At 65.8% G+C, this 19,716-nt stretch carries 15 protein-coding genes; 4 read left to right on the top strand and 11 right to left on the bottom strand.

The features are described 5' to 3' along the window. Positions 1-11 precede the first annotated feature (11 nt). Complete coding sequence (locus tag DBO33_RS25795) at positions 12-2,216, top strand: MMPL family transporter (protein ID WP_234391036.1); 2,205 nt, start codon at positions 12-14, stop codon at positions 2,214-2,216. A 71-nt stretch (positions 2,217-2,287) separates the two neighbouring features. Here the strand turns inward: DBO33_RS25795 and DBO33_RS25800 are convergent, their stop codons facing one another. From DBO33_RS25800 to DBO33_RS25840, 9 genes are read right to left on the bottom strand one after another with little or no spacing between them, the layout of a single operon-like run. Further along, a complete protein-coding gene (locus DBO33_RS25800) occupies positions 2,288-2,605 on the bottom strand; it encodes a RedY protein (RefSeq protein ID WP_107657370.1) in 318 nt (105 codons plus the stop codon). 14 nt (positions 2,606-2,619) lie between these two features. Continuing rightward, complete coding sequence (redW, locus tag DBO33_RS25805) at positions 2,620-3,777, bottom strand: L-prolyl-[peptidyl-carrier protein] dehydrogenase (protein ID WP_107657371.1); 1,158 nt, start codon at positions 3,775-3,777, stop codon at positions 2,620-2,622. A 5-nt stretch (positions 3,778-3,782) separates the two neighbouring features. Continuing rightward, positions 3,783-6,470, bottom strand: coding sequence for a beta-ketoacyl [acyl carrier protein] synthase domain-containing protein (locus tag DBO33_RS25810; protein ID WP_107657372.1), 2,688 nt, complete (start codon positions 6,468-6,470; stop codon positions 3,783-3,785). 6 nt (positions 6,471-6,476) lie between these two features. Then, a complete protein-coding gene (locus DBO33_RS25815) occupies positions 6,477-9,140 on the bottom strand; it encodes a PEP/pyruvate-binding domain-containing protein (protein WP_107657373.1) in 2,664 nt (887 codons plus the stop codon). Then, positions 9,137-10,186 (bottom strand): SAM-dependent methyltransferase, encoded by a 1,050-nt coding sequence (locus DBO33_RS25820; protein ID WP_107657374.1) that lies wholly within the window; start codon positions 10,184-10,186, stop codon positions 9,137-9,139. The genes DBO33_RS25815 and DBO33_RS25820 overlap by 4 nt, the downstream gene beginning before the upstream one ends. After that, positions 10,183-10,953, bottom strand: coding sequence for a thioesterase II family protein (locus DBO33_RS25825; protein ID WP_199856763.1), 771 nt, complete (start codon positions 10,951-10,953; stop codon positions 10,183-10,185). The genes DBO33_RS25820 and DBO33_RS25825 overlap by 4 nt, the downstream gene beginning before the upstream one ends. Positions 10,954-11,000: 47 nt before the next feature. Then, entirely contained in the window at positions 11,001-12,536 is a 1,536-nt protein-coding gene (locus DBO33_RS25830; protein ID WP_107657375.1) for an amino acid adenylation domain-containing protein, read from the bottom strand. After that, entirely contained in the window at positions 12,533-14,170 is a 1,638-nt protein-coding gene (locus DBO33_RS25835; protein WP_107657376.1) for an aminotransferase class I/II-fold pyridoxal phosphate-dependent enzyme, read from the bottom strand. The genes DBO33_RS25830 and DBO33_RS25835 overlap by 4 nt, the downstream gene beginning before the upstream one ends. An 8-nt stretch (positions 14,171-14,178) precedes the next feature. Further along, the gene (locus DBO33_RS25840; RefSeq protein WP_107657377.1) at positions 14,179-14,424 is read right to left on the bottom strand and encodes an acyl carrier protein; all 246 of its coding nucleotides are present in this window, start codon (positions 14,422-14,424) and stop codon (positions 14,179-14,181) included. Positions 14,425-14,702: 278 nt separating this feature from the next. Here DBO33_RS25840 and DBO33_RS25845 point away from each other — a divergent pair, with 278 nt between their 5' ends. Next, positions 14,703-15,572, top strand: coding sequence for an AfsR/SARP family transcriptional regulator (locus DBO33_RS25845; RefSeq protein ID WP_107657378.1), 870 nt, complete (start codon positions 14,703-14,705; stop codon positions 15,570-15,572). A gap of 14 nt (positions 15,573-15,586) precedes the next feature. Here the strand turns inward: DBO33_RS25845 and DBO33_RS25850 are convergent, their stop codons facing one another. Beyond that, positions 15,587-16,774: a PucR family transcriptional regulator gene (locus DBO33_RS25850; protein ID WP_107657379.1), complete on the bottom strand. Its 1,188-nt coding sequence runs from the start codon at positions 16,772-16,774 to the stop codon at positions 15,587-15,589. Between the two features lie 357 nt (positions 16,775-17,131). Continuing rightward, positions 17,132-18,271: an epoxide hydrolase family protein gene (locus DBO33_RS25855; RefSeq protein WP_107657380.1), complete on the bottom strand. Its 1,140-nt coding sequence runs from the start codon at positions 18,269-18,271 to the stop codon at positions 17,132-17,134. A gap of 105 nt (positions 18,272-18,376) precedes the next feature. Here DBO33_RS25855 and DBO33_RS25860 point away from each other — a divergent pair, with 105 nt between their 5' ends. Beyond that, positions 18,377-19,081 (top strand): TetR family transcriptional regulator, encoded by a 705-nt coding sequence (locus DBO33_RS25860; RefSeq protein WP_159080516.1) that lies wholly within the window; start codon positions 18,377-18,379, stop codon positions 19,079-19,081. Next, positions 19,074-19,694, top strand: a complete 621-nt coding sequence (locus tag DBO33_RS25865) for a pentapeptide repeat-containing protein (RefSeq protein ID WP_107657382.1) — start codon at positions 19,074-19,076, stop codon at positions 19,692-19,694. The genes DBO33_RS25860 and DBO33_RS25865 overlap by 8 nt, the downstream gene beginning before the upstream one ends. The last annotated feature ends 22 nt before the right edge of the window (positions 19,695-19,716 follow it).

Consider the following 19,716-nt stretch of genomic DNA (forward strand, 5'->3'; position numbering starts at 1 on the left):
GGAGAACAAGGATGAGACACCGCAGCTGGGGTGCCGTGATGGCACGCCACCGCCGCCTGGTCATCACGATCTGGGTCGTACTGATCATCGCGTGTGGTGCAGTCTTCCCGCTGGTGACCAGCCAGCTGAAGGCTCCGAACTACGGAGTGGACCAAGCGTCGTCGACGCGCGCCGCGGCGTTGATCCAACAGTATTTCTCGGGCCTCGGCAACGAACAGGACGTCATCGTCTTCGACTGCCCGGACGGCGATATCGGCGATCCACCACGCCGGGCCGCCGTCGATCGAGTGCTGGCGGCCGCACGCGCCGAAACCGGCGTGGTCACCGTGATCGGTCCGTTCGACGCGATGTCGAAGAATCAGGTATCCGCGGACCGGCGCGCGGCGCTGGCGCTGGTCGGGTTGCAAGGCGACACGACCTCGCTGCCCTCCCGAGCGGCGGCGTTGCAGCAGGCCATCGCCGATGCGGCCGGCGCTGGTGTCACCGCGAATCTGACCGGCTTCTCGCCGATCACCAACGACCTCACCGCGGTGGAAACCGCGGCGACGACCGAGGCCGAATCCCTCGGTCTCCCACTCGCGCTGGTGATTCTGGTGCTGGCCTTCGGCGCGGCGCTGGCCGCCATGCTGCCGCTGCTGCTCGCCATCGCAGGGCTCACCCTCACCTTCGGTGTGCTGTACCTGCTGAGCTTCGGGCTCACTTTCGATGCCTTCCTGATCACCATTGTCACCATGATCGGCACCGGCATCGGCATCGATTACGCGATGTTCATCGTCAGCCGGTTCCGCGAGGAACTGACCCGGCGGCGCATCACCGGGGCAGATCCGGCGGCGATCGCCGAGGCCACCGGGGTAGCCGTCGCCACGTCGGGCCGCACTGTCGCGTTTTCCGGTGTGGTGGTGGGAATCTCGGTGTGCTCGTTCTTCATCATGGAGTCGCCGATCTTCCGGGAAGTCGGCACAGGTGTCCTGGTCTCGGTAATCTGCACCCTGATTGCCGCACTGACGCTGTTGCCCGCGATCCTGGCTGTCCTCGGCCCCCGGGTGAACAAATGGCAGTTGCCCGCCCGCTGGCGCCCCGCCGATGTGCGCTCGGATTCCGCTGCCGCGCACGGCCTCTGGGCGCGATGGGCGCACGTGGTGATGCGCCGGCCTGTCCTGTTCGCCACGGCGGCGGGTGCCATCCTGGTGCTTGCCGCGCTCCCGATCGGGAGCCTGCGCTACGGCATCGACCTCGGGACCGCGTCGATGGGCGATCAGCCGACGGCCCGGGCTCAGCTGGTCCTCGACCGTTCGTTCTCCCCCGGCGCGGTGTCGCCGGTGCAGATCGTCATCACCGGTCCCGGCGGTGACGCACTCGACATGGCGGGACGGCAGCAGACGCAGGCCCTCGCGGCCACCTTGTCCGGAGATCACCGTGTCGGTGACGTCGAAACGCTGAGCAACAACGATCGGATGCTGCTCAACGTGGTGCCGACGGTGGCGATCGACTCGAGCGACGCGATCGCGCTGGTCCGCTACATTCGCGACGAGCTGGTCCGGGACCTGCCCGACGCCCAAGTCCTCGTCGGTGGGGCGACCGCGGGTTTCGTCGACCTGTCCGACGAAACCACACAGAAGCTGCCCTGGGTCATCGGACTGGTCCTGGGCATGTCACTGCTGTTCCTGTTGGTGATATTCCGCAGCATCGCCCTGCCGGTCAAAGCTGTGCTGATGAATCTGCTCGCCACCGCCGCGGCCACCGGGCTCACTGTCGCGGTCTTCCAATGGGGTTGGGGTGCCGGGTTGCTCGGTTTCACCAGCCCCGGGTTCTTGCAGGTCTACATACCCATTACGGTTTTCGTGCTGCTGTTCGGATTGTCGATGGACTATGAGGTCTTCCTGATCCGCCGCATCCAGGAAGCCTGGGAGAACAGCCGCGACACCGACGCGGCCATCGCCATCGGCATCGAGCACACCGGCCGCCCTATTACCGCGGCGGCGGCGATAATGGTCGCCGTCTTCGGCAGCTTCCTCATCGCTCCGATCCCCGAGCTCAAGCAGTTCGGCTTCGCGCTGGCCATCGCCATCGCCATCGATGCGACCATCGTGCGCCTGGTGCTGGTGCCCGCGCTGATCAAACTGTTCGGTGCCTGGAATTGGTGGCTGCCCGCCGGTCTGGACCGCCTGCTCCCCCGCCTCGGGAAGCAGGCACCAGAAAACGTTGATCTGGACTGAAATGCGTTGGGAAGCAATCAGTCCCGGCGACCACACCCTCGTGGGGTCGCCGGGACGTTTTGCGTGAGCTGTCAGGCGGCCAAGTAGCCGGGGTCCAGGCGTACCCCGGCGAACTCCTGCACAACCGACGCCATCGTGTCGAAGGCGCTCACCAGAGAGGCGAAGGTCGGCGTGCGCATGTCGGCCTCGAATTCGCTGTGGCCACTCACGTGGATGATCTCGAAATACTGCCAGGGCTCACCTTCGGTGTGGACCGCGCGCTGCACGCTGAAGGCGCGGACGCTGGGCAGCTCGGGGCAGGTGACGTAATCGACTGTCCGCACCCACGATTCGAAGGCTGCCGGGTCGGTGTCCGGGTGCAGCTGAATGAGATGAACGATGACGTGCATAGGTCGGCTTCCTTTCAGCGACGCCGGGCCGGACGGCGGCCGAATCCCAGGGTGCGCGCAATGTTGTTCTTCTGGATCTCGTTGGTGCCGGAGAAGATTCGCGACGGTAGCGCGTCGCGGAGCAGGGTCTCGGCGGCACCGTCGGTGATTCCGAGGCCGCCACGCACCCCGATGGCGTCCAGGCCCAGCTGCACTGCCGCTTCGCTGACTGCGATCTTCGCCAGCGCCGACCACACTTCGTTGTTGCCGCCGCGCGCTAGTTCTGCGGCGGCCTTGAACAGCAGCAGTCGCGCGGACTCCATCCCCAGCATCATGTCGACGATGCGATGGCTCACCGCTTGGAACTCGCCGATGGGGGCTCCGAATTGCACACGCTCACCGGCGAATTCGATGGTGCTGTCGAGCACTCGCCGCATGGCGCCGAGGTAGACGCCGAACAGGCAGGTGCGCTCCCACTTCATCGAACCGGAGAACACCGCGGCACCAGCGCCCCGGCCGCCGAGCACATGCTCAGGCGGCACGTGGACATCATCCAGATGCAGCTCGCCCGTGGGCGAACCGCGCAGGCCGACCTTGTCGTAGGCCGGTCCGGCATGCAGCCCTGGCGTCCCGGCCTCGATGATGAAGCTGGTCAACCCGAAGAATCCGCCGCCGGGTTCGGTGACGGCCTGCACGATGAACACGTCGGCGATGGGCGCGTTGGTGATGAACGCCTTGGACCCGTTGAGCACGTAAGAGTCACCACGCAATTCGGCGATGGTGCGCATGGCGAAGATATCGGAACCGGCCTCGGTTTCGGTGATAGCGTGCGCGGCGATCAACTCACCAGAACTCAACCGCGGTAGCCAGAGCAGTTTCTGGTCGGGGGTGCCGAATTCGACGATCGGCATCAGGCAGGCGAACAGGTGCGCCGCCACCGAGAAGCCGAAACCGGTGTCGGCCGTGCCGATGCCAAGGGCTTCCATCAGCGCGACCGCCGACACGGCGCCCAGGCCACTGCCCCCGTGCTCCTCGGGCACGGTCGCACCGAGGATCCCCTGTTTACCTGCGAGCTGCCAGCGCCGCCGGAAGTCCTCGGGGACAAAGGTTCCGGTGCCGCCGAGGTCGCGGCGCGCGAAGGCGGTCAGTGCCGCGCACATCGCCTCGGTGTCCGCGGGGAGATCGAAATTCATCTGGTTCAGTCCTGCCGGTGCTCTTCGAGGAGAAGGTGATAGTTGATGCCGCCGGTGCCGAAGGAACTCACCCCGGCCCGGCGTGGCCTGCCCGGTTCCGCCCGCCACGGGGTCGAATCCCGCGGCAGCACGGCGGGGATATCGCGCAGCGGCAGCTCCGGGTTGATCGTGGTCAGGTGCGCGTTGCGTGGGTAGATGCCGGCCCGCATGGCCTGCAGCGCGTGCAGCAGCCCCGCGCCGCCCGCCGCCGCGAAGGTGTGCCCGATCAACGACTTCACCGAGCCGATCACCAGTGGCCGGGCGCGTTGCGGTGCGCCGTAAACACCAGCAGCAGCCGCGATTTCGACTCGATCACCCACGCGAGTACCGGTTCCGTGCGCTTCCAGATAGTCCACCGTGGCGGGCTCGTAGTCCACCTGCGCGAACGCTGCCCGCATGGCCCGCATCTGGCCATCGACATCGGGGGCGATCAGCGACTTCGCATCGTTGGCTGCCCCGACACCGCGGATCAGACCGAAGATCTCGTCACCGTCGCGGCGTGCGTCGGAGTAGCGCTTGAGTAGAAACAATGCGCAGCCGTCGCCTGGACTGAACCCATCGGCCGCGACATCGAACGGGTTGATCCGGGTAGGCGACAGCAGCCCGAGAGCGGAGCAGAGCACTAGATCCCTTGGCGTGCAGGCAAATTCGACGCCTCCTGCGAGCGCATAGTCGATCTTCCCCAGCCGCAGGGCGGTGACCGCTTGGTCGAGGGCCGCCAGCGCCGATGCGCAGGCAGCCTCGACGGCCACGGGCACGGCGGAGAGCTGGTATTCCCCCGCGATGACACCCGCTACCCCGCTGGCGAGCCAGCCGTCCAGGTCCGCGGGCAGCAGCGGCTCCGTGTCGGGGCGGTAGCCGTACCTTGCTCGCTCGAGCAGCCGGGCACGGTCGGCGGCGGGCAGCTGGGCGATGGCGTCGACTTCGGCGGCGGCCGACTCCAATTCGTGCAATGCCCGCTCGCCGGCCCGCCTGCGTTCTGTTGCCAGACACAACGTGCTCCCGATCGCCACCAGACCGGCGCGATCGGCCAGCTCCGTCGCCCGCCCGTACCGGCGAAGCGTTTCGTCGGCCACGGCGAGCGCGACGCGTTGTGCGGGGTCCATCGCCCCGTAGCGGCGCGGAGTCATGTGTAGTGCGCCCGGGGGTCGGTCCGGTATCGGCATTGCCGCGCCGATGTCGGAATAGCTGTGCGTGAGCGTAATTTCACCCGGCGCGAAGTAGAGGTCGCGATCGAGCACCGTCGCGGGCACCGGGCCGATTCCGCCGCGACCGGCCCGGCTGTTGTGCCAGAAGCTCGTCGCGTCCGCCGACCCGGCGAAGGCTCCGCCGAACCCGACGATCGCGATCGGTTCAGTGCTCGCTGCCGTGCGGCGGGGCACGGTAGTCACCGATCGGGGAACCGCAAGTCCTTCGAGCAGTAGGTAGCTCAGGGTGCCGCCCAGCGCCGACCCGTGCACGGCAGCGTACCTGGACCCGGATTCTGCTGCAGCGAGCCAGCTTTCGCTGCTCCCGAGGGCGCCGAGCTGAGGAGGCAACCGGCGACGATGCAGCGCCAGCGCGGCTTTGGTGATCGCGACCAGCCCCGCGTTGGCGAAAGTGTGGCCGAGCCGGTCGATGGCGCTGCCGAAGACCACCGAAGCCGGTGCGCTGTCACCGAACAACGTGGCGAACCCCTTGGTGTCGGCCGCTCCGACGACTGGGATCCCGGGTGCCACGCCTTCGACATAGCGCACCGAAGCGGGGTCCACCGCGCTGGCCTGATGGCATTGCTGCGCCAGCAGATAACGCGACTCGGCCGTCGTCGAGTATCGGAAGGCACCACGGGACGGATCATGGCGCAGGCCGCACTCGACAATGGATGCGTAGATGCGGTCGCCGTCGGCGACGGCGGTCGATTGCCGCTTCAGCAGGAGCGCGCCGATGCCGTCGGACAGCATGAAGCGTCCGCCCCCGCCTGTGCTGAGACCCTTCGCTGCCAAGGCTTCGTCGTTGAGCGAACTAGTGTTGTGCTGCCCGGTCACCACCAGTACCGCGTCGCAGGTGCCCGCGCGCAGGTTCGTCATCGCGGTGTCCACCGCAACGAAGGAGGTCGCGTCGGCGGCCTCCAGCGCGACAGTGCGCCCGAGCAGCTGGAAGATCGACGCTATGCGGGCCGGGATCGTACTCGCCATCTCGCCCACCCGATCGTGGCGTGAGGCGCCGAGCCGGTGTGCGAGGCGGTCGCGCACGTGCCCGGTCAACCGCCTGGCAGCGCTCCGGACCCGAGCGTCGGCATCGGCCGAGGCGGCGTACTCGAGTTCGCGAGCGTAGCGGCCGCCCTCGATCCGCAGCGCGTTCGCGTACTGGCGGTCGAGCCCGAAACAGGTTCCCACCACGACATCGGTGCGTTCGCTCGGCAGCGGACGGTCCGGGTATCCGGCGTCGGCGAGGCACTGACGGGCTGCCTCGGCCATGAGAATCTGCAGCGTGCTCATCGAGCCGCGCTGGACCGGCGGAATACGGAACGCGGCGACATCGATGTCGAGGTCGGCCAACCTTACGGGTTCGTTCGCCGGTGCACTGGTGTCGAACAGCCGCCAAAGCTGTTGGACACCAAGTGCTCCTGGATAGAGGCCCGCCATCCCGACGATCGCTACCGGCTCGCTCGGCATGTCGTCTCACTCCTCGACTATTTCGACCACACCGCGGTCGCCGTCGACCAGGATCAGGTCTCCGGTTTTGATCACGGTGGTGGCATGTCCGGTGTTGACGACCGACGGCAGCCGGAATTCGCGCGACACGATCGCGGAGTGCGACAGCATCGAACCGATATCGGTGACGATGCCGCCGGCGATGGCGAACAGTGGGGTCCACGAGGAGTCGGTGTATCGCGTCACCAGGATCTCGCCAGGCTGGAATTCGTCGGCCTGCCAGGCCAGATCCTCCACGACGCGGGCGCGCCCGACGGCGGTGCCTGGACTGGTGCCGAGGCCTTCGAGGCTGGAGCCGTCCGGTACCGGCCGGACTGCTTGGGTGAGGTCCCATTCGCCGACGAAACTCAGTGGCGGCGCGGGCAGCCGAGCATAGTTCTGGAAGGTGCGCCGGGCCTCGTCGATCGCGGCGCGGGGGAAGATCTCGCGTGGATCGTCCTCGCCGGCCAGGTAGCGCAGGACATCATCGAAATCGAGATGGCCGACCTCGTCGGTCGAACGCAGCACCCCGGCTGCGACCAGCCTGGCACCCACCTCGTAGACAACTTCCCGTACCAGCCACACCGAGGTGATCATCGACATACGCGCGATCTCGCGCAGCGAACTACATTTCTCGTACAGCGCGATGACAGTTTTCATGGCACGGCGTTTGACCAGTGGCAGCCGTGCTATCGCCGCGCTCGCCTCGGCGGCGCCGGGGTCGGGCTGGGATGCGACGGCTTCGTCGAAGGAGAAACCGTCCTCGGCATAGCGGCGAATCATCTTGACCACGTAGGACAGATCATCGATCCAGCGTGGGTGCGTGAGTTCCATTTCCTGCTGCGCTCGCACGCCGTTCTCCCGCAGGAACGGCTCCATATGCGCCGTCCAGAACATCCGTCCCACCCGGTCGGCGCGCAGCCGTTCGGCGACGTCGGCCGCCGAACCGGAGGCGACGATCCACAGCACCCTCGGGTTTCTGCGCACAATTTGGGCAAGGTCCCACACTTCGCGCGCGGCGGCGACGGTCCGCAGGTTCGACATATCGGTTTTCAAGCGGTTCTGTAACCGCTCCCCCGGCGCACCGAGCCATGCTCCGCACATCGTCTCGAGCGCACCGTAGAGCGTGAAAGCGTTCAGGAAGTACGGCATGTAGCCGACATGCATGTCATGGAAGAACTTCAGTCGGTGCTGCATTTCGGCGTGCAGGGCCCTGCGGTCGAGCGTGGTCAGGTCGAGGCCTAGGGCACGGTCGAACTCGCGGATACGTGCGGTGACCATCCGGTCGGCGCGCTTGCTCATATCGCGCAGCTCCGCCACGGTCGCCTTGCCCCAGAACGCCGTCGACCTGACGGTGGGGACACCGGTCCGATAGCTGCCGAAGGGATTGCGGTAGGCGGCCAGGTCGACATCTTCGCTGGCGAAGCGCGCGGTGATGCGCTCCTCGTCCCTGGTTGCGACGCTCTGGCTGAGCAGGTAGCTGGTGTAGGAAACGTTCAGATAGACGTAACCATTGAGGTACCCCATCTGCCCGGCGATATCGCCGGTATCGCGCACGCCGGTCGCCCGCACACAATCGGCGTGCGCGTGGTGCTGGTAGTACCGGGCGAACGAAATGCCCAGCGGTGTCATGACTCCGGTGAAGATCTCACCGATGTCCTTACGCGACCAGAGGGTGCCCTGTTGCACGGGTTCGGGCTGGGAGTCCCGGTAGGGACTGCGGGGCATGGGCCGCGACGTTTCCACGGTGATGGGACGGGTCTGCAGCAGATACAGCGCGCCGCTCTGCACCGCCCATTCGATATCCTGCTCGGTGCCGTAGTGCTCCCGCACCACGACCGCCAGCGCGGCAAGCCCGGTGAGTTGCTCGGATGACAGGCAGGCCACGCCGCGTAGCTCTTCGGGCACTTTGACCAACTCTACGACGCCAGGCGCCACCGATACCGTCTTGGTGACTTTGTACCGGATGCTCTGGTCGAGCACGCGCAATCGGTCCGGGTCCACCGTGAACGAGTCGGTGTTCACCCGGCCCGACACGAGGCCCTCACCGAGTCCCCAGCACGCATCCACCACGAAACGGTCGGTGCGCCCGCTGATCGGGTCGCGGGTGAACAGCACACCGGCGGCCTCGGCGTGCACCATCTGCTGGATGACCACGGCGATCGAGCCGACTTCGGCGGTGCCACGATAGACGGAGGCCCGATCCGACCAGAGCGAGGCCCAGCACGCCTGGACGGCCTCGATGACTCCCGCGCCGTCGGTGACATCGAGCACGGTGTCGTGTTGTCCGGCAAAGGATTGCGCGGCCGAATCTTCTCGGCATGCCGAGGACCGCACCGCGACGTGCGGCGCGTCGAGTGCGGCGTAAGCCTCGAGGATGGCGGCGCGGATGTCCACGGGCAGCTCAGCACGGAGCACTTGATCTCTGATCGCTTCGGGTTCGGCATCCAGCGCCTCGCCGTCGAGCCCGATCGCGAGCCGGAAGCGATCGAACAACTCGGTGGTGAGGCAAAACCCCGGCGGCACCGGCAATCCGATCCGAATCATCTCGTCGAGGCGAGCTCCCTTGCCGCCCAGCGTTTCCGGTGCCGCGGTCACCGGTCCGCCGAGGGTTGCGATCAGGTCATGCGCGGGCCGATGCGTCGCGGTCATGACAGGCGCTCCTCGGCGGCAGTTGCTGAAGACGGGTTGCGGCCGACGAAAGAGCAGAACTGCTCGCCGGGAATCAGGCGACGCATCTGTATATCGGTGAAACCTGCGTCCTTCATTTGCAGGGCCAGTTCTGTGGTATCGGGCAGCGGGCCACCGAAATCGGCGAACTCGAACCACAGGCCCAGAACTTCGGTACTGAGGTTGCCGCCCTTGCACGCACTGGTAAGCAGGAGCCGCCCACCGGGTTTCAGCAGCGACCGCATGTGCGCGAGCAGTTCGGTGCGCTCGTGTGCGGCGAAGTAGTAGATGTTGTTGTGCATCGTGACCAGGTCGAACCGTTCGGTGTCGGCGACCTTCCGCGCATCGGCTCGTTTGACCTCGACGCGATCGGCCAATCCCCACTGCGCCAGATTCGCGGCGGCTTCGGCGGCGACCTCGTCCTGATAGTCGATGGCGACGGCGGTCAGCTCGGGATTCAGCGATGCGGCGTGGCGAACGTATATTCCACTGCCACAGCCAATTTCCAGCAGTCGTACCGGCCCGGTGCGGGCCAGCACCCCCTCCACCGCCTCTTCGAGGAACGGCTGCACGATCCGGCTGGAGCGAGCGATGATCGAGCCGTCCTGATCCGACATCGTCAGCCTGGCACCGCTCTGCAACATGGCCGGCGCGTTCAACAGCACCGGAAAGTGGAAGCGCACCACTTCTTCCAGTGCCGCGGCGACGGCGTCGTTGCGGGGCCTGGCCAGAGCTTTGGCCCGGCGGCTCGCCAGCCGATAGCGACCGTCGGTCACCGCGAGCTCGCCGAGTCGCACGCCCAGATCCAGCCAAGCGCACAGTAATTCGCGGTGCCCGGTGATGCCGAGGGCCTCGGCGATGGCGTCGGCATCGCGGGCGCCGCCGGAGAGTTGCTGCAACACGCCTTTGTCCAACGCGGCGACCAGAAAGCTCGCGCGATACAGCGGGGTGGCGAAGCTCTTGGCCAGCGAGAGCAGCAGCGGCAGGCTGCCCGCGGCATTCGCCTTGGCCAGCGTGGAGAATTTCATTGGTGTTTCCTTCGGCGGGCGGGGGTGAATCGAGCGAGGTCGTCGCTCAGCTCACGGAGCAGGCTGAAACGGTGCGGGCCGACCAGATAGAAGTGGCCGCCGGGAAAGTGCCTGCGGCGCATTGCGCCCGTGGTGTAGGAGCGCCATTGCTCGGTCTGCTCCAGGTCGGCGATGAGATCGCCCTCGGCGGAGAAGACGGTCAAGGGACAATCCAAGGGTCGCCGGCGTTGCGGGCGATAGCTTTCGCACGCACGCAGATCGGCGCGCAGGGTCGGGAGCCGACGGTCGAATTGTGTTCGGGTGCCGGAGCCGAGCAGTCCGCCCAGCTCTCGCACCCAGGCCAGAAGTGCGTCGTCGGACATTTCGGTGCCCAGTGCGGTCCCGTACAGATGCGGGGCCCGGCTACCGGAAACGAACACCCGCTCGGGTGCGGGCGCGCCCCGCTCGCGCAGGACGCAGGTCACCTCGTAAGCCAGCAGCGCACCCATGCTGTGCCCGAAGAACGCATAACGATCGAGGAAGCCCTGCTCGATCAGCGCCGTGGCGATATCGCGCGCCAGCGCACCGATATCAGCAGAGGCGGGCTCCCACAGGCGAAGTCCGCGCCCGGGCAACAACACCGGAACAACCTGCACATCAGGACCGAGATGAGCGGGCCAATCCCGGAATACCGACGGTGCGCCGCCCGCATGGGCGAAGCAGACCAGCTGGATCGCCGCCGGACTCGCGGCGATACCGGAGAACCACAGACCATCCGGGTCCGGCACCGGCTGTCGTGTGTGGGTCCCGAGTGGCGCCGCCGGCCTGGTTCTGCTCACCCGGCGAGCCGCCGATAGTCGATTTTGCCATTCGCATTGCGCGGCAACGCTTCCACGCATGTCGCCGCCGCCGGCACCATGTACCGGGGCAGGTGTTCGGCGCAGTGACGCTTCAGGCCGATGAGCGTCAAGTCCAGTGCACCGGCACGCAGGGTATAGAAGACCTTCAGCCGTGCGGTCGAGCCCGCTCCGGAGGCGATCACCGCCGCCTCCTCGATCGAGCAGTGCCGCAGGATCACCGACTCGATCTCACCGAGTTCGGCGCGGTACCCGGACAGTTTCACCATCCGGTCCTTACGGCCGCGATAGATGATCTGGCCATCGATACAACTCACCAGATCGCCGGTGGGGTGACGATGCCGCCGATGCTCCTCGGCGAGCAGTTCGCGCCGCCAGTATCCGGGAGTGACGCAATCACCTTCTACCACCAGCTCGGAGTAAACACCGACTTCATCGAACGCCGGCACCTCCTCGTCGACGATCAGCAGGCGGGCATCGCCGACCGGCAGCCCCAGCGGCAACGGGTCTTCGCTTGCCAGATCCTGCGCCGTAACCCGGTGGTACATACACACATTCGTCTCGGTGGGCCCATACAGGTTGTAGAGCACGGTGCGGTCGTGCAGCAGTGTGGCCAGCTCGGCGAGCCGGGGTTTGGGAAACACCTCTCCGGCGAACAGCACATAACGAAGACTGCGGACGGCGTCCGGTGTCAGCGAACCGGACGTGGTGAGCAGAGTCAGCACCGAAGGCACCGAATACCAGACCGTCACACCATGTTCGCGGATGCCGTCGGCCAGCGCCACGGGGTCACGCGCCTGCTCGTCGGAGATGATCCACACGGCCGCGCCGACCGACAAGGCGACGAACACATCGAAGGTGCTGAGGTCGAAGTTGAACGACGCATGGTTGGCGAAGACATCCCCGGAGCCGACAGCCAGCTCGGCACAGGCCCACTCGACGAACACAGCGAGATTGCGGTGGGAGATCTGCACACCCTTCGGCTTCCCGGTGGAGCCGGAGGTGTAGAGGATCGCGGCCAGGCTCGACGGCGTGATCTCCGCGCGCGGCACCCGGACCGTCTCGGTGTTCGCGAGGAAGTCGGTCCAGCCGACGGTCGGCACCGTCGCGCCGCCGCCGTCGGCCTGTCCGACCACGGCTACGGTCCGAATCGACTGCGGCAGTGTCATTTCCGCGACATCGGGCAGACGCCGCTCGTCGATGACGAGCAGGATGGGTTCGGTATCGGCCACGATGGTGCTCAACCGGCTCGCCGGATGTGCGCCGTCGACAGCGACATACGCGCACCCGGCATGCAGGGCGCCCAGCATCACCTGCACGTATTCCGGGCGTTTGTCCATCCAGATGACCACGCGGTCCCCGATCGTGGCATCGAGTTCGCGCAGCCGGTGCGCCACCGCGTGCACGGCGGTCTCGAGCTCACCGTAGGAGTACGTGCTCCGCCCTAACAGCGCCGGCCGGGCAGCGTGCTCGGCAGAGCAGATATCCGGCAGCCCGATAACGCGGTCGCTCATGGCAGCACCCCGGTTTCGCGGCCCGCGTCGACAAAGATCTGGGCCGCCAGGGCAATGTCCTCCGGCGTGTGCTCGGAGGTCACGCTGACGCGCAGCCGGGCCTCGCCGAGCGGGACACCGGGGAAAACTACTGTCTGACAGAACAACCCGCGAGCCCGCACTGCCCGGCCCATCTCCATGGCCTGACGCTCGTCGCCGACGACAATCGGCAAGATCGCGCTGCGGGTGCGCTCCAAGTCGAACCCGGCATCGGTGAGATATTTGGTCAGGCTGTGAATGTTGTTCCACAACATGGTAATTCGCTCAGGCTCTCGCTCCATCACGTCGATCGAGGCAATCAGCCCCGCCGCGACACCGGCCGGGATGGTCGCGGCGAACACGTAGGAGTTGGAGTAGAAGCGCAGGTAATCGATCACTTCCTCGTCACCGACGACGAAGCCGCCCATGCCGGCCAAGGTCTTGCTCATGGTGCCCAGCTCCAGGTCGACCTCACCCTTCAGATCGAAATGCTCGGCGGTCCCCGTACCGCGGGCGCCGAGGACACCGGTGGCGTGCGCGTCGTCGACCAGCACCCGCGCACCGAAACGCCGGGCCAGTCGCATGATCTCGGGCAGCTCGCAGATGTCACCGTGCATGCTGAACACGCCATCGGTGACGATCAGCATCCCCCGGGCCTGCTCAGCACACAGCTCCAGCACGTTCTCGAGGTGCGCCATGTCGTTGTGACGGTAGATCCGACGCAGCCCACCCGACAGCTTCCAGCCGTCGACGATGCTCATATGGTTGAGCTTGTCCACGATGACCGCATCGTTCGCCCCGACCAGCGCCGAGATCGCGCCCAAGTTCGCGGCGTAACCGCCCGGGTACACGATGGCGGCCTCGCGCCCCTTGAAAGCGGCGAGCCTGCGCTCCAGCTCCTTGTGCAGGTGGTTGGTGCCACCGATGATCCGGCATCCGGTGTTGGTGGCGCCGTAGGTGCGGGTTGCTGCGCAGATCGCGTCGATGACCTGTGGATGGTTGGCCAGGCCGAGGTAGTTGTTCGAGCCGAACATCAGGAATTCGCGCGTGCGACCGGAGATTTCGTCATAGATCCGAGCCCGGTTGGTGCACCGCGACCGCAACGGCATGCCATACCAGTAGAGGTGCTCGGCTTCGCGATCATGACGATGCGCGGCGAACTCCGCGGCCTTGGCGAACAGGTCGGGTTTATCGCTGACCAGGAAATCGCGCATCGAGCGGCCGTCCCACTCCGTGACTCCGGCGGGCCCGATCGGATCGAGCTCGCCGATCGCCGGCTCTGGCTCTGGATCGGTCCCGGCGAACACCGGCGCCGCGTCGACGGGCGCGCTGCCGGCGTAGGTTTCCAGTTCGGTGATCAGCGCGCCGAGCGTAGTGACAGAGATATCGGACGCGAGACCAGCGGGCAGGCCCAGTTCCTTTGCCGCGTCCCCGATGATGGAGATGAGCACGACCGAGTCGATACCCAGCTCGCCCTCGAGATCGGCCGCCAGATCGAGTTGGTCGCGCCGATAGTGCGTATGCCGCATGGCCATCGCGACGACCACCTCGGACACCGGATCCGCCGCCGTGGCATTCGGTTCGAGATTCGCCACGGTACCTGTTAGATCAGTCATCGAATGTCCTAATTCTTGCGAAAGCGTTCGATCAGGTCGGCGATCACCGCGACGGAGCGGAAATTCTCCGGCCGGACCTCCTGGAGCGGAATGACAATGCTGAACTCCGATTGAATGGCATGGACCAGATCGAATACTTCGGCGGAGGAGATGATATTGAGTTCCAGAAGCGGTGTGTCCGCGGACAATCCCGCACTGTTTCCATCCAGCCACGAATCGGCGATGCACTCCAGCAGGAAATCTTGCGCTGTCACAACTACTCCAATATCGCAGTGAGCGGCTACGGACGTCTTCTCGACAACCGACCTTGACCTACGTCACTGACCGACCCCCTGACGAGCCGCTGACCCACCGGCGGGGGTCGGCGGCCCCCAGCCCGCGCCGCACGGGTGGGGGCAGGTAACCAATAAGCAAACCGGGCGATGGGTGTTACCGCTCACTAGAGGGTTGCTGGCCAAGGAAAATCGCGATGAGGGCTTCAGCGACTTCGCCCGGGGGGATTCATATCGAATACCAGCAGAGAGGTTGACTAATGGCTCTGAGCCGGTCCTGGGACGCACCCGCCGTCACTACACCCGAAGAGGACGACGTCGTCTATATCGATCTACTCGGGCCGATTTCCCTCGTCACCAGCGGTGGGCGCACAGAACTGCGAGCCAGAAAAATTCGAACGATGCTGGCCATGCTCGCCCTCCAGGCCGAGCGCACCGTCTACCACAACGAGCTGTCCGAAGAATTGTGGCCGGGCGAAGTACTCAAGAATCCGCTGAACGCACTCCAGGCGCAGGCCACACGGATTCGGCGAATCGTCGGGACATCGATCGAGTTGCGTGCGGTGCAGAGCGGCTACCTGCTCGATACTCCACGAGATACCGTGGACGCCAACCGATTCCTCGATTGCACCGCACGCGGCTTCCGTGACCTCACCTTGGATCCGAAGCGTGCGCTGCGGTCACTACAGCAGGGCCTGCAGCTGTGGCGCGGGCCGGCACTGTTGAACACCCACACCGGCGAACGCTGCCGATCCGCCGCCGCCTTCCTCGAGGAACAACGGGCTCTTGCCTGGGAGGACCTGGTCACCGCGCATCTGTTGCTCGGTGACAATCGTCAGGCAAGCGTCGAACTGCAACGACTCCTCGCGGCGAATCCGTTGCGGGAGCGCCTGTGCGAGCTGCTGATGCTGGCCCTCTACCGCTCCGGCCGCCAGTCCGAGGCGCTGCATCTGTTCCATCGGACCAGGCAGCGCCTCGACGCGGAACTCGGTGTCGAACCGGGACGAGCCCTGCTGCGCCTCTACGAGGGTATCCTCGCGCAGGACCGCGCCCTCGACTCGGCAAGGGCCGTGCTCAAACGTGCCGAAGGCGGTCTGCGCCCGGTGCCGAAGAATCGGCTGACAGCCTGATGAGCGAGCCGGATCTACCCGGAATCATCCTGGGTGCGCTCTCGAAACGAACGGGCGATGAGAGCCGAACGCAGTTGCCATAGACCGGAAGTCGTGAGCGGGTCGATACCGATGATTCGGCCGATACGGCGGAGCCGGTAGTCGACCGTGTTGATGTGGATGTGCAACAACCGGGCCGTGCGCGTGCGATTGAGATTGTTGCTGATGTGGCTGCGCAAGGTTTCGAGCAGCTCCGGATGCTCGTCAAGGGGGTCCAGCAGCGAAGCCAATCGCTCCCGGCCCGGACCCGGCCGGGTCAGCTGGTACTCGAGCGCCATATCGGCGAATCGGTAAACCCCGGGGGCGAACTGCAAACGCTGCACCATATCCAGCAATTCGTGCGCGCAGTCTGCGGCGCCGGGCACTTCGGCGACCGCGGCGATGACGACGGCCGCGGTGACCGGCACGCGCGCGGCGGCCGAGAGCTGGGTGAGGAGTTCATCGAGACCCGCATCGGCGCACGCCTGGGTCGGAAGAAGGATCGTCCCCCCGTCCACACTGAGCAGAGCCAGCGCGCTGTCACCGCAGCGGGTGGCGAGTTCGGCCTGCAAACGGCGCAGTTTGCGGCGGGCAACGACCTTGCCGTCGAGCGTCGGATGGCGCTCATCCGGGTGCTCCGGAATGGCCAGCGCCAGCACCGTGTACTCCTCGGCGAGGGCGATTCCGCATTCGCGGGCCATGGTCGAGGTGGGATAGCCGCCCAGCAAAGCGGAGGTAAGGGTGTGAACGGCGTTGTGATGCTCGCTCACCACCGCCTTGTTCTCCCGGACATAGGAACGTGCGACCGTCCCGCTCATGGTGTCGAGCAACTCCACCACACGTCTCGCGCCCGCCATCAGATTCGCGTAATCCTTTGCCGTCGCGGAAGATACGATGAGATCCATTCCGACCTTGAAGCCTTCGTGAATGGCATGCAGGATCGTGTCGATCGGCACGCCCTCACGAGCCCACTCTGCGGCCGCCACGGCCAGCCGTTCCGTCTTGGCCGGGATATCGCGGCCGTCGAGCATGCTGACCGACAGCTCCAAACAGATCCGGGTGACCGTGGTGACATCACCAGCGATGACGTCGCCGGGCAACGTCCCACAGGGGATCACGTTGTCGACGAAATGCCCGACCAGCTGCCGCGATATCGTCCGGACATCTCGCAACGGTATAGACATCGGTTTGCCCGAAACTGTCAGCCCCGACCGAGGTTCCTCAGTGGTTGTCATCGTCGACTCCCTTCCGCCCAATCGCTGCGGTTCTTGCGGTGGTCGAACCTTAAGATGATCTAGAACTCGTGTTCTACTCCGCTTTGGCTCACAAACGAGGTCTCGCCGAAGTAGGGCGACAACCTGCGGTTTCTCGCCAATTCGCGCCGTTCCAAAGCGATCTCGCAGTAGTGAATCGAACATGAAGCTCACTTTTCGGGGCATGCTCATACATCGAGCGCCTGCGGGCTCCCGGAGCTGTGGCATGCTGAACTTCGGGCCTCATCCGCTGGTGGCGGGCCTGCCCGTCCGGGTGCGATCGCCGGGTCAGTTGGTGTCGAGTCGGCCGAAGAAGGCGCGGATATCGCTGGTCAGTCGCGTGGGCTGTTCCAAGGCCGGGAAGTGACCGCCCTGCGCGAATTCGCTCCAGTGCACGATGTTGTCGGTCTGCTCGACAAAGGCCCGGACGGGCAGGGTGATGTCGTGGGCGAACACCGCCATCCCGGTCGGCACCGTGGAGATCGTCACCGCACCTCCGCTATGGGTTGACTCCTTGTACAAGCGACTCGAGGACCCCGCGGTGCCGGTCAACCAATACATCATCACGTTGGTCAAAAGACGGTCGCGACCGACAGCACTGTCCGATGTTGCGGTCGGGTCGGTCCATTCCTTGAACTTCTCCACGATCCAGGCCAATTGCCCGACAGGAGAATCGGTCAACCCGTAGGCCAGAGTCTGTGGCCGAGTCGCTTGAACCGCGGCATAGCCCGAACTCTCCTGCTGGTGACGATGCCAGCCGCGCAGGCGTGCGGCATCGAGATCATCCAGACCCTCCGCCTCGCCCGACGGGATCGTCGGTGAACCATTGAGATGGACACCCAGCAGCCTGGCCGGCGCCATGACTCCCAACTCGCGAGAGATACCCGCGCCCCAGTCACCGCCCTGGGCGCCGAACCGCTCATACCCCAGTCGCGTCATCAACTCCAGCCACGCGGCGGCCACCCGACGGTAGTCCCAAGCGGACTCGGTCGTCGGTCCGGAGAATCCGAAACCGGGTAGTGAAGGTATGACGACATGGAAGGCAACACGAGGGTCGGCGCCGTGTGTACGCGGATCGGTCAGCGGAGCGATGAGATCCATGAACTCGACGATCGATCCCGGCCAGCCGTGGGTCAGGATTAGTGGAACCGCTGTCGGCTCGGGTGACCGGACGTGCAGAAAATGGACGTTCGCACCGTCGATACGGGTGGTGAACTGGGGATGGCCATTGAGCTCAGCCTCCGCCGCGCGCCAGTCATAGCCCGTGCGCCAATAGTCTGCCAACTCGCGCAGATAGGCGATAGGGACCCCGTAGTCCCAACCGACGCCGGGCAATTCATCCGGCCAACGCGTGGCTTCGAGTCGAGCCGCCAGGTCGTCGAGGTCGCGCTGGGGGATCGCGATACGGAATGGATAGATCTCGTTCATGAGTGTCCTCGCCTCGGTTATTTGAACCGTCGTTCAACCTACACCGGGACAAAGCGTGGACATCGGGTAGGGTTGAACTATCGTTCAAAATCAGAAGGAGGGCGTGTGCCCAGAACGCCAGAAGCGGCGGCAACAGCCCGGGCCGCCACCCGTGCCCGGATTCGCACCGCCGCGATCCTGCTCATGGCCGAGCAGGGCTTCGGCGCGACCACCCTGCGGCAAATTGCCGCCAAGGCCGGCGTAGCCGACGGGCTGCCTTCGCATTACTTCGGTAGCAAGAACGGCTTGCTCATCGACATCGCCGATCACTGGCGTGAGCGCACCCGCGCAGCTCTGGCAGAACTTCGAAACGAAGGGCCCGAGGCTGGGCTGCGACTGCTGGTCCGCTCCGCGCTGCAAGGGCTCGGCACCTCCACGGAGGAGATCGAGGAAGGCCGTGCGACCGCGGCCCTGCTCGCTGATCCCCAAGTACGCCGGATATTGCGTGCTGCCGGCGCGGACGACGAGTCCGCCGACCTCCTGGCGGCCGTGGCCCAAGCGCTTCGCGACCTCGGGTCACCCGATCCCGAAGCAGACCGGGTCTTGCTGACCGCCGCCATCCGCGGTGGCCTCTCCCTAGCCGCGGAGGACCCCGCATTCCCCCTGCACATAGTCGAAGACGCGCTCCTGGCCCATCTCACATCCCGCACCGACCCCGCTGCCGGCACTGCTGCCGCGACAGCGCCGAAGCACGGGAGCGCAGGAGTGCTGCGCACATCCAGGCAGTCGGCTGCGCCCATGACCTCACAGTCCGGACTCCCCCATGGCTGATCGGCGCGAAGGTGAGCACGCAGCGCCGACCGAGAGCACAATCCGCGGCCAGGACTGGTACGGGCGTGTGCTGGTCGGCGACAACCACGCCCGCGTCGAATTCCTCGACGTCGACATGAGCGAAACCGTCTCGCGCAACACGATTTTCACCGAGTGCGCCTTCCGCAATGTGAGTTTCAATCAATCTCGGCACACGAATACGGCATTCTTGAACTGCACATTCACGGCTTGCACATTCTTCGAATCCCAGTTCACCAGCTGCAAGCTCACCGGCAGCATGTTCGACCGATCAACCTTCACCCTGCTCACCGTGACCGGCGGCGACTGGTCCTTCACCGGCCTACCCGGCGCCGACCTGCGAAACACCACCTTCGACAACGTGCGCATGCGCGAAGCCGACCTGACATTCGCGCGCTGTCACAAGGCCAGCTTCCGCAACGTCGATCTCTCCGGCGCATGGCTCAGCAAAGCCGACTTCACCAGCGCGGACCTACGCGGCAGCGACATCTCGGCCCTGGACCCCCTCACCACCACGATCGCCCGCGCGATCGTCGACCCGAACCAAGCGATCGTGCTCGCCACCACCCTCGGTGTGCAGGTCCTTCCAAACTAGTGAGCCGCATCCCGCGATGGCT

Origin of the sequence: Nocardia suismassiliense, from assembly GCF_900269665.1 — a bacterium.
Taxonomy (GTDB): domain Bacteria; phylum Actinomycetota; class Actinomycetes; order Mycobacteriales; family Mycobacteriaceae; genus Nocardia; species Nocardia suismassiliense.

What these genes read in the sequence shown, in the direction of transcription:
- DBO33_RS25820 (WP_107657374.1), bottom strand. Translation starts at nt 10,186, where the DNA reads ATGAAATTCTCCACGCTGGCCAAGGCGAATGCCGCGGGCAGCCTGCCG.
- redW (WP_107657371.1), bottom strand. Translation starts at nt 3,777, where the DNA reads ATGAATTTCGATCTCCCCGCGGACACCGAGGCGATGTGCGCGGCACTG.
- DBO33_RS25865 (WP_107657382.1), top strand. Translation starts at nt 19,074, where the DNA reads ATGGCTGATCGGCGCGAAGGTGAGCACGCAGCGCCGACCGAGAGCACA.
- DBO33_RS25855 (WP_107657380.1), bottom strand. Translation starts at nt 18,271, where the DNA reads ATGAACGAGATCTATCCATTCCGTATCGCGATCCCCCAGCGCGACCTC.
- DBO33_RS25795 (WP_234391036.1), top strand. Translation starts at nt 12, where the DNA reads ATGAGACACCGCAGCTGGGGTGCCGTGATGGCACGCCACCGCCGCCTG.
- DBO33_RS25800 (WP_107657370.1), bottom strand. Translation starts at nt 2,605, where the DNA reads ATGCACGTCATCGTTCATCTCATTCAGCTGCACCCGGACACCGACCCG.
- DBO33_RS25815 (WP_107657373.1), bottom strand. Translation starts at nt 9,140, where the DNA reads ATGACCGCGACGCATCGGCCCGCGCATGACCTGATCGCAACCCTCGGC.
- DBO33_RS25835 (WP_107657376.1), bottom strand. Translation starts at nt 14,170, where the DNA reads ATGACTGATCTAACAGGTACCGTGGCGAATCTCGAACCGAATGCCACG.
- DBO33_RS25810 (WP_107657372.1), bottom strand. Translation starts at nt 6,470, where the DNA reads ATGCCGAGCGAGCCGGTAGCGATCGTCGGGATGGCGGGCCTCTATCCA.
- DBO33_RS25845 (WP_107657378.1), top strand. Translation starts at nt 14,703, where the DNA reads ATGGCTCTGAGCCGGTCCTGGGACGCACCCGCCGTCACTACACCCGAA.
- DBO33_RS25850 (WP_107657379.1), bottom strand. Translation starts at nt 16,774, where the DNA reads ATGTCTATACCGTTGCGAGATGTCCGGACGATATCGCGGCAGCTGGTC.
- DBO33_RS25830 (WP_107657375.1), bottom strand. Translation starts at nt 12,536, where the DNA reads ATGAGCGACCGCGTTATCGGGCTGCCGGATATCTGCTCTGCCGAGCAC.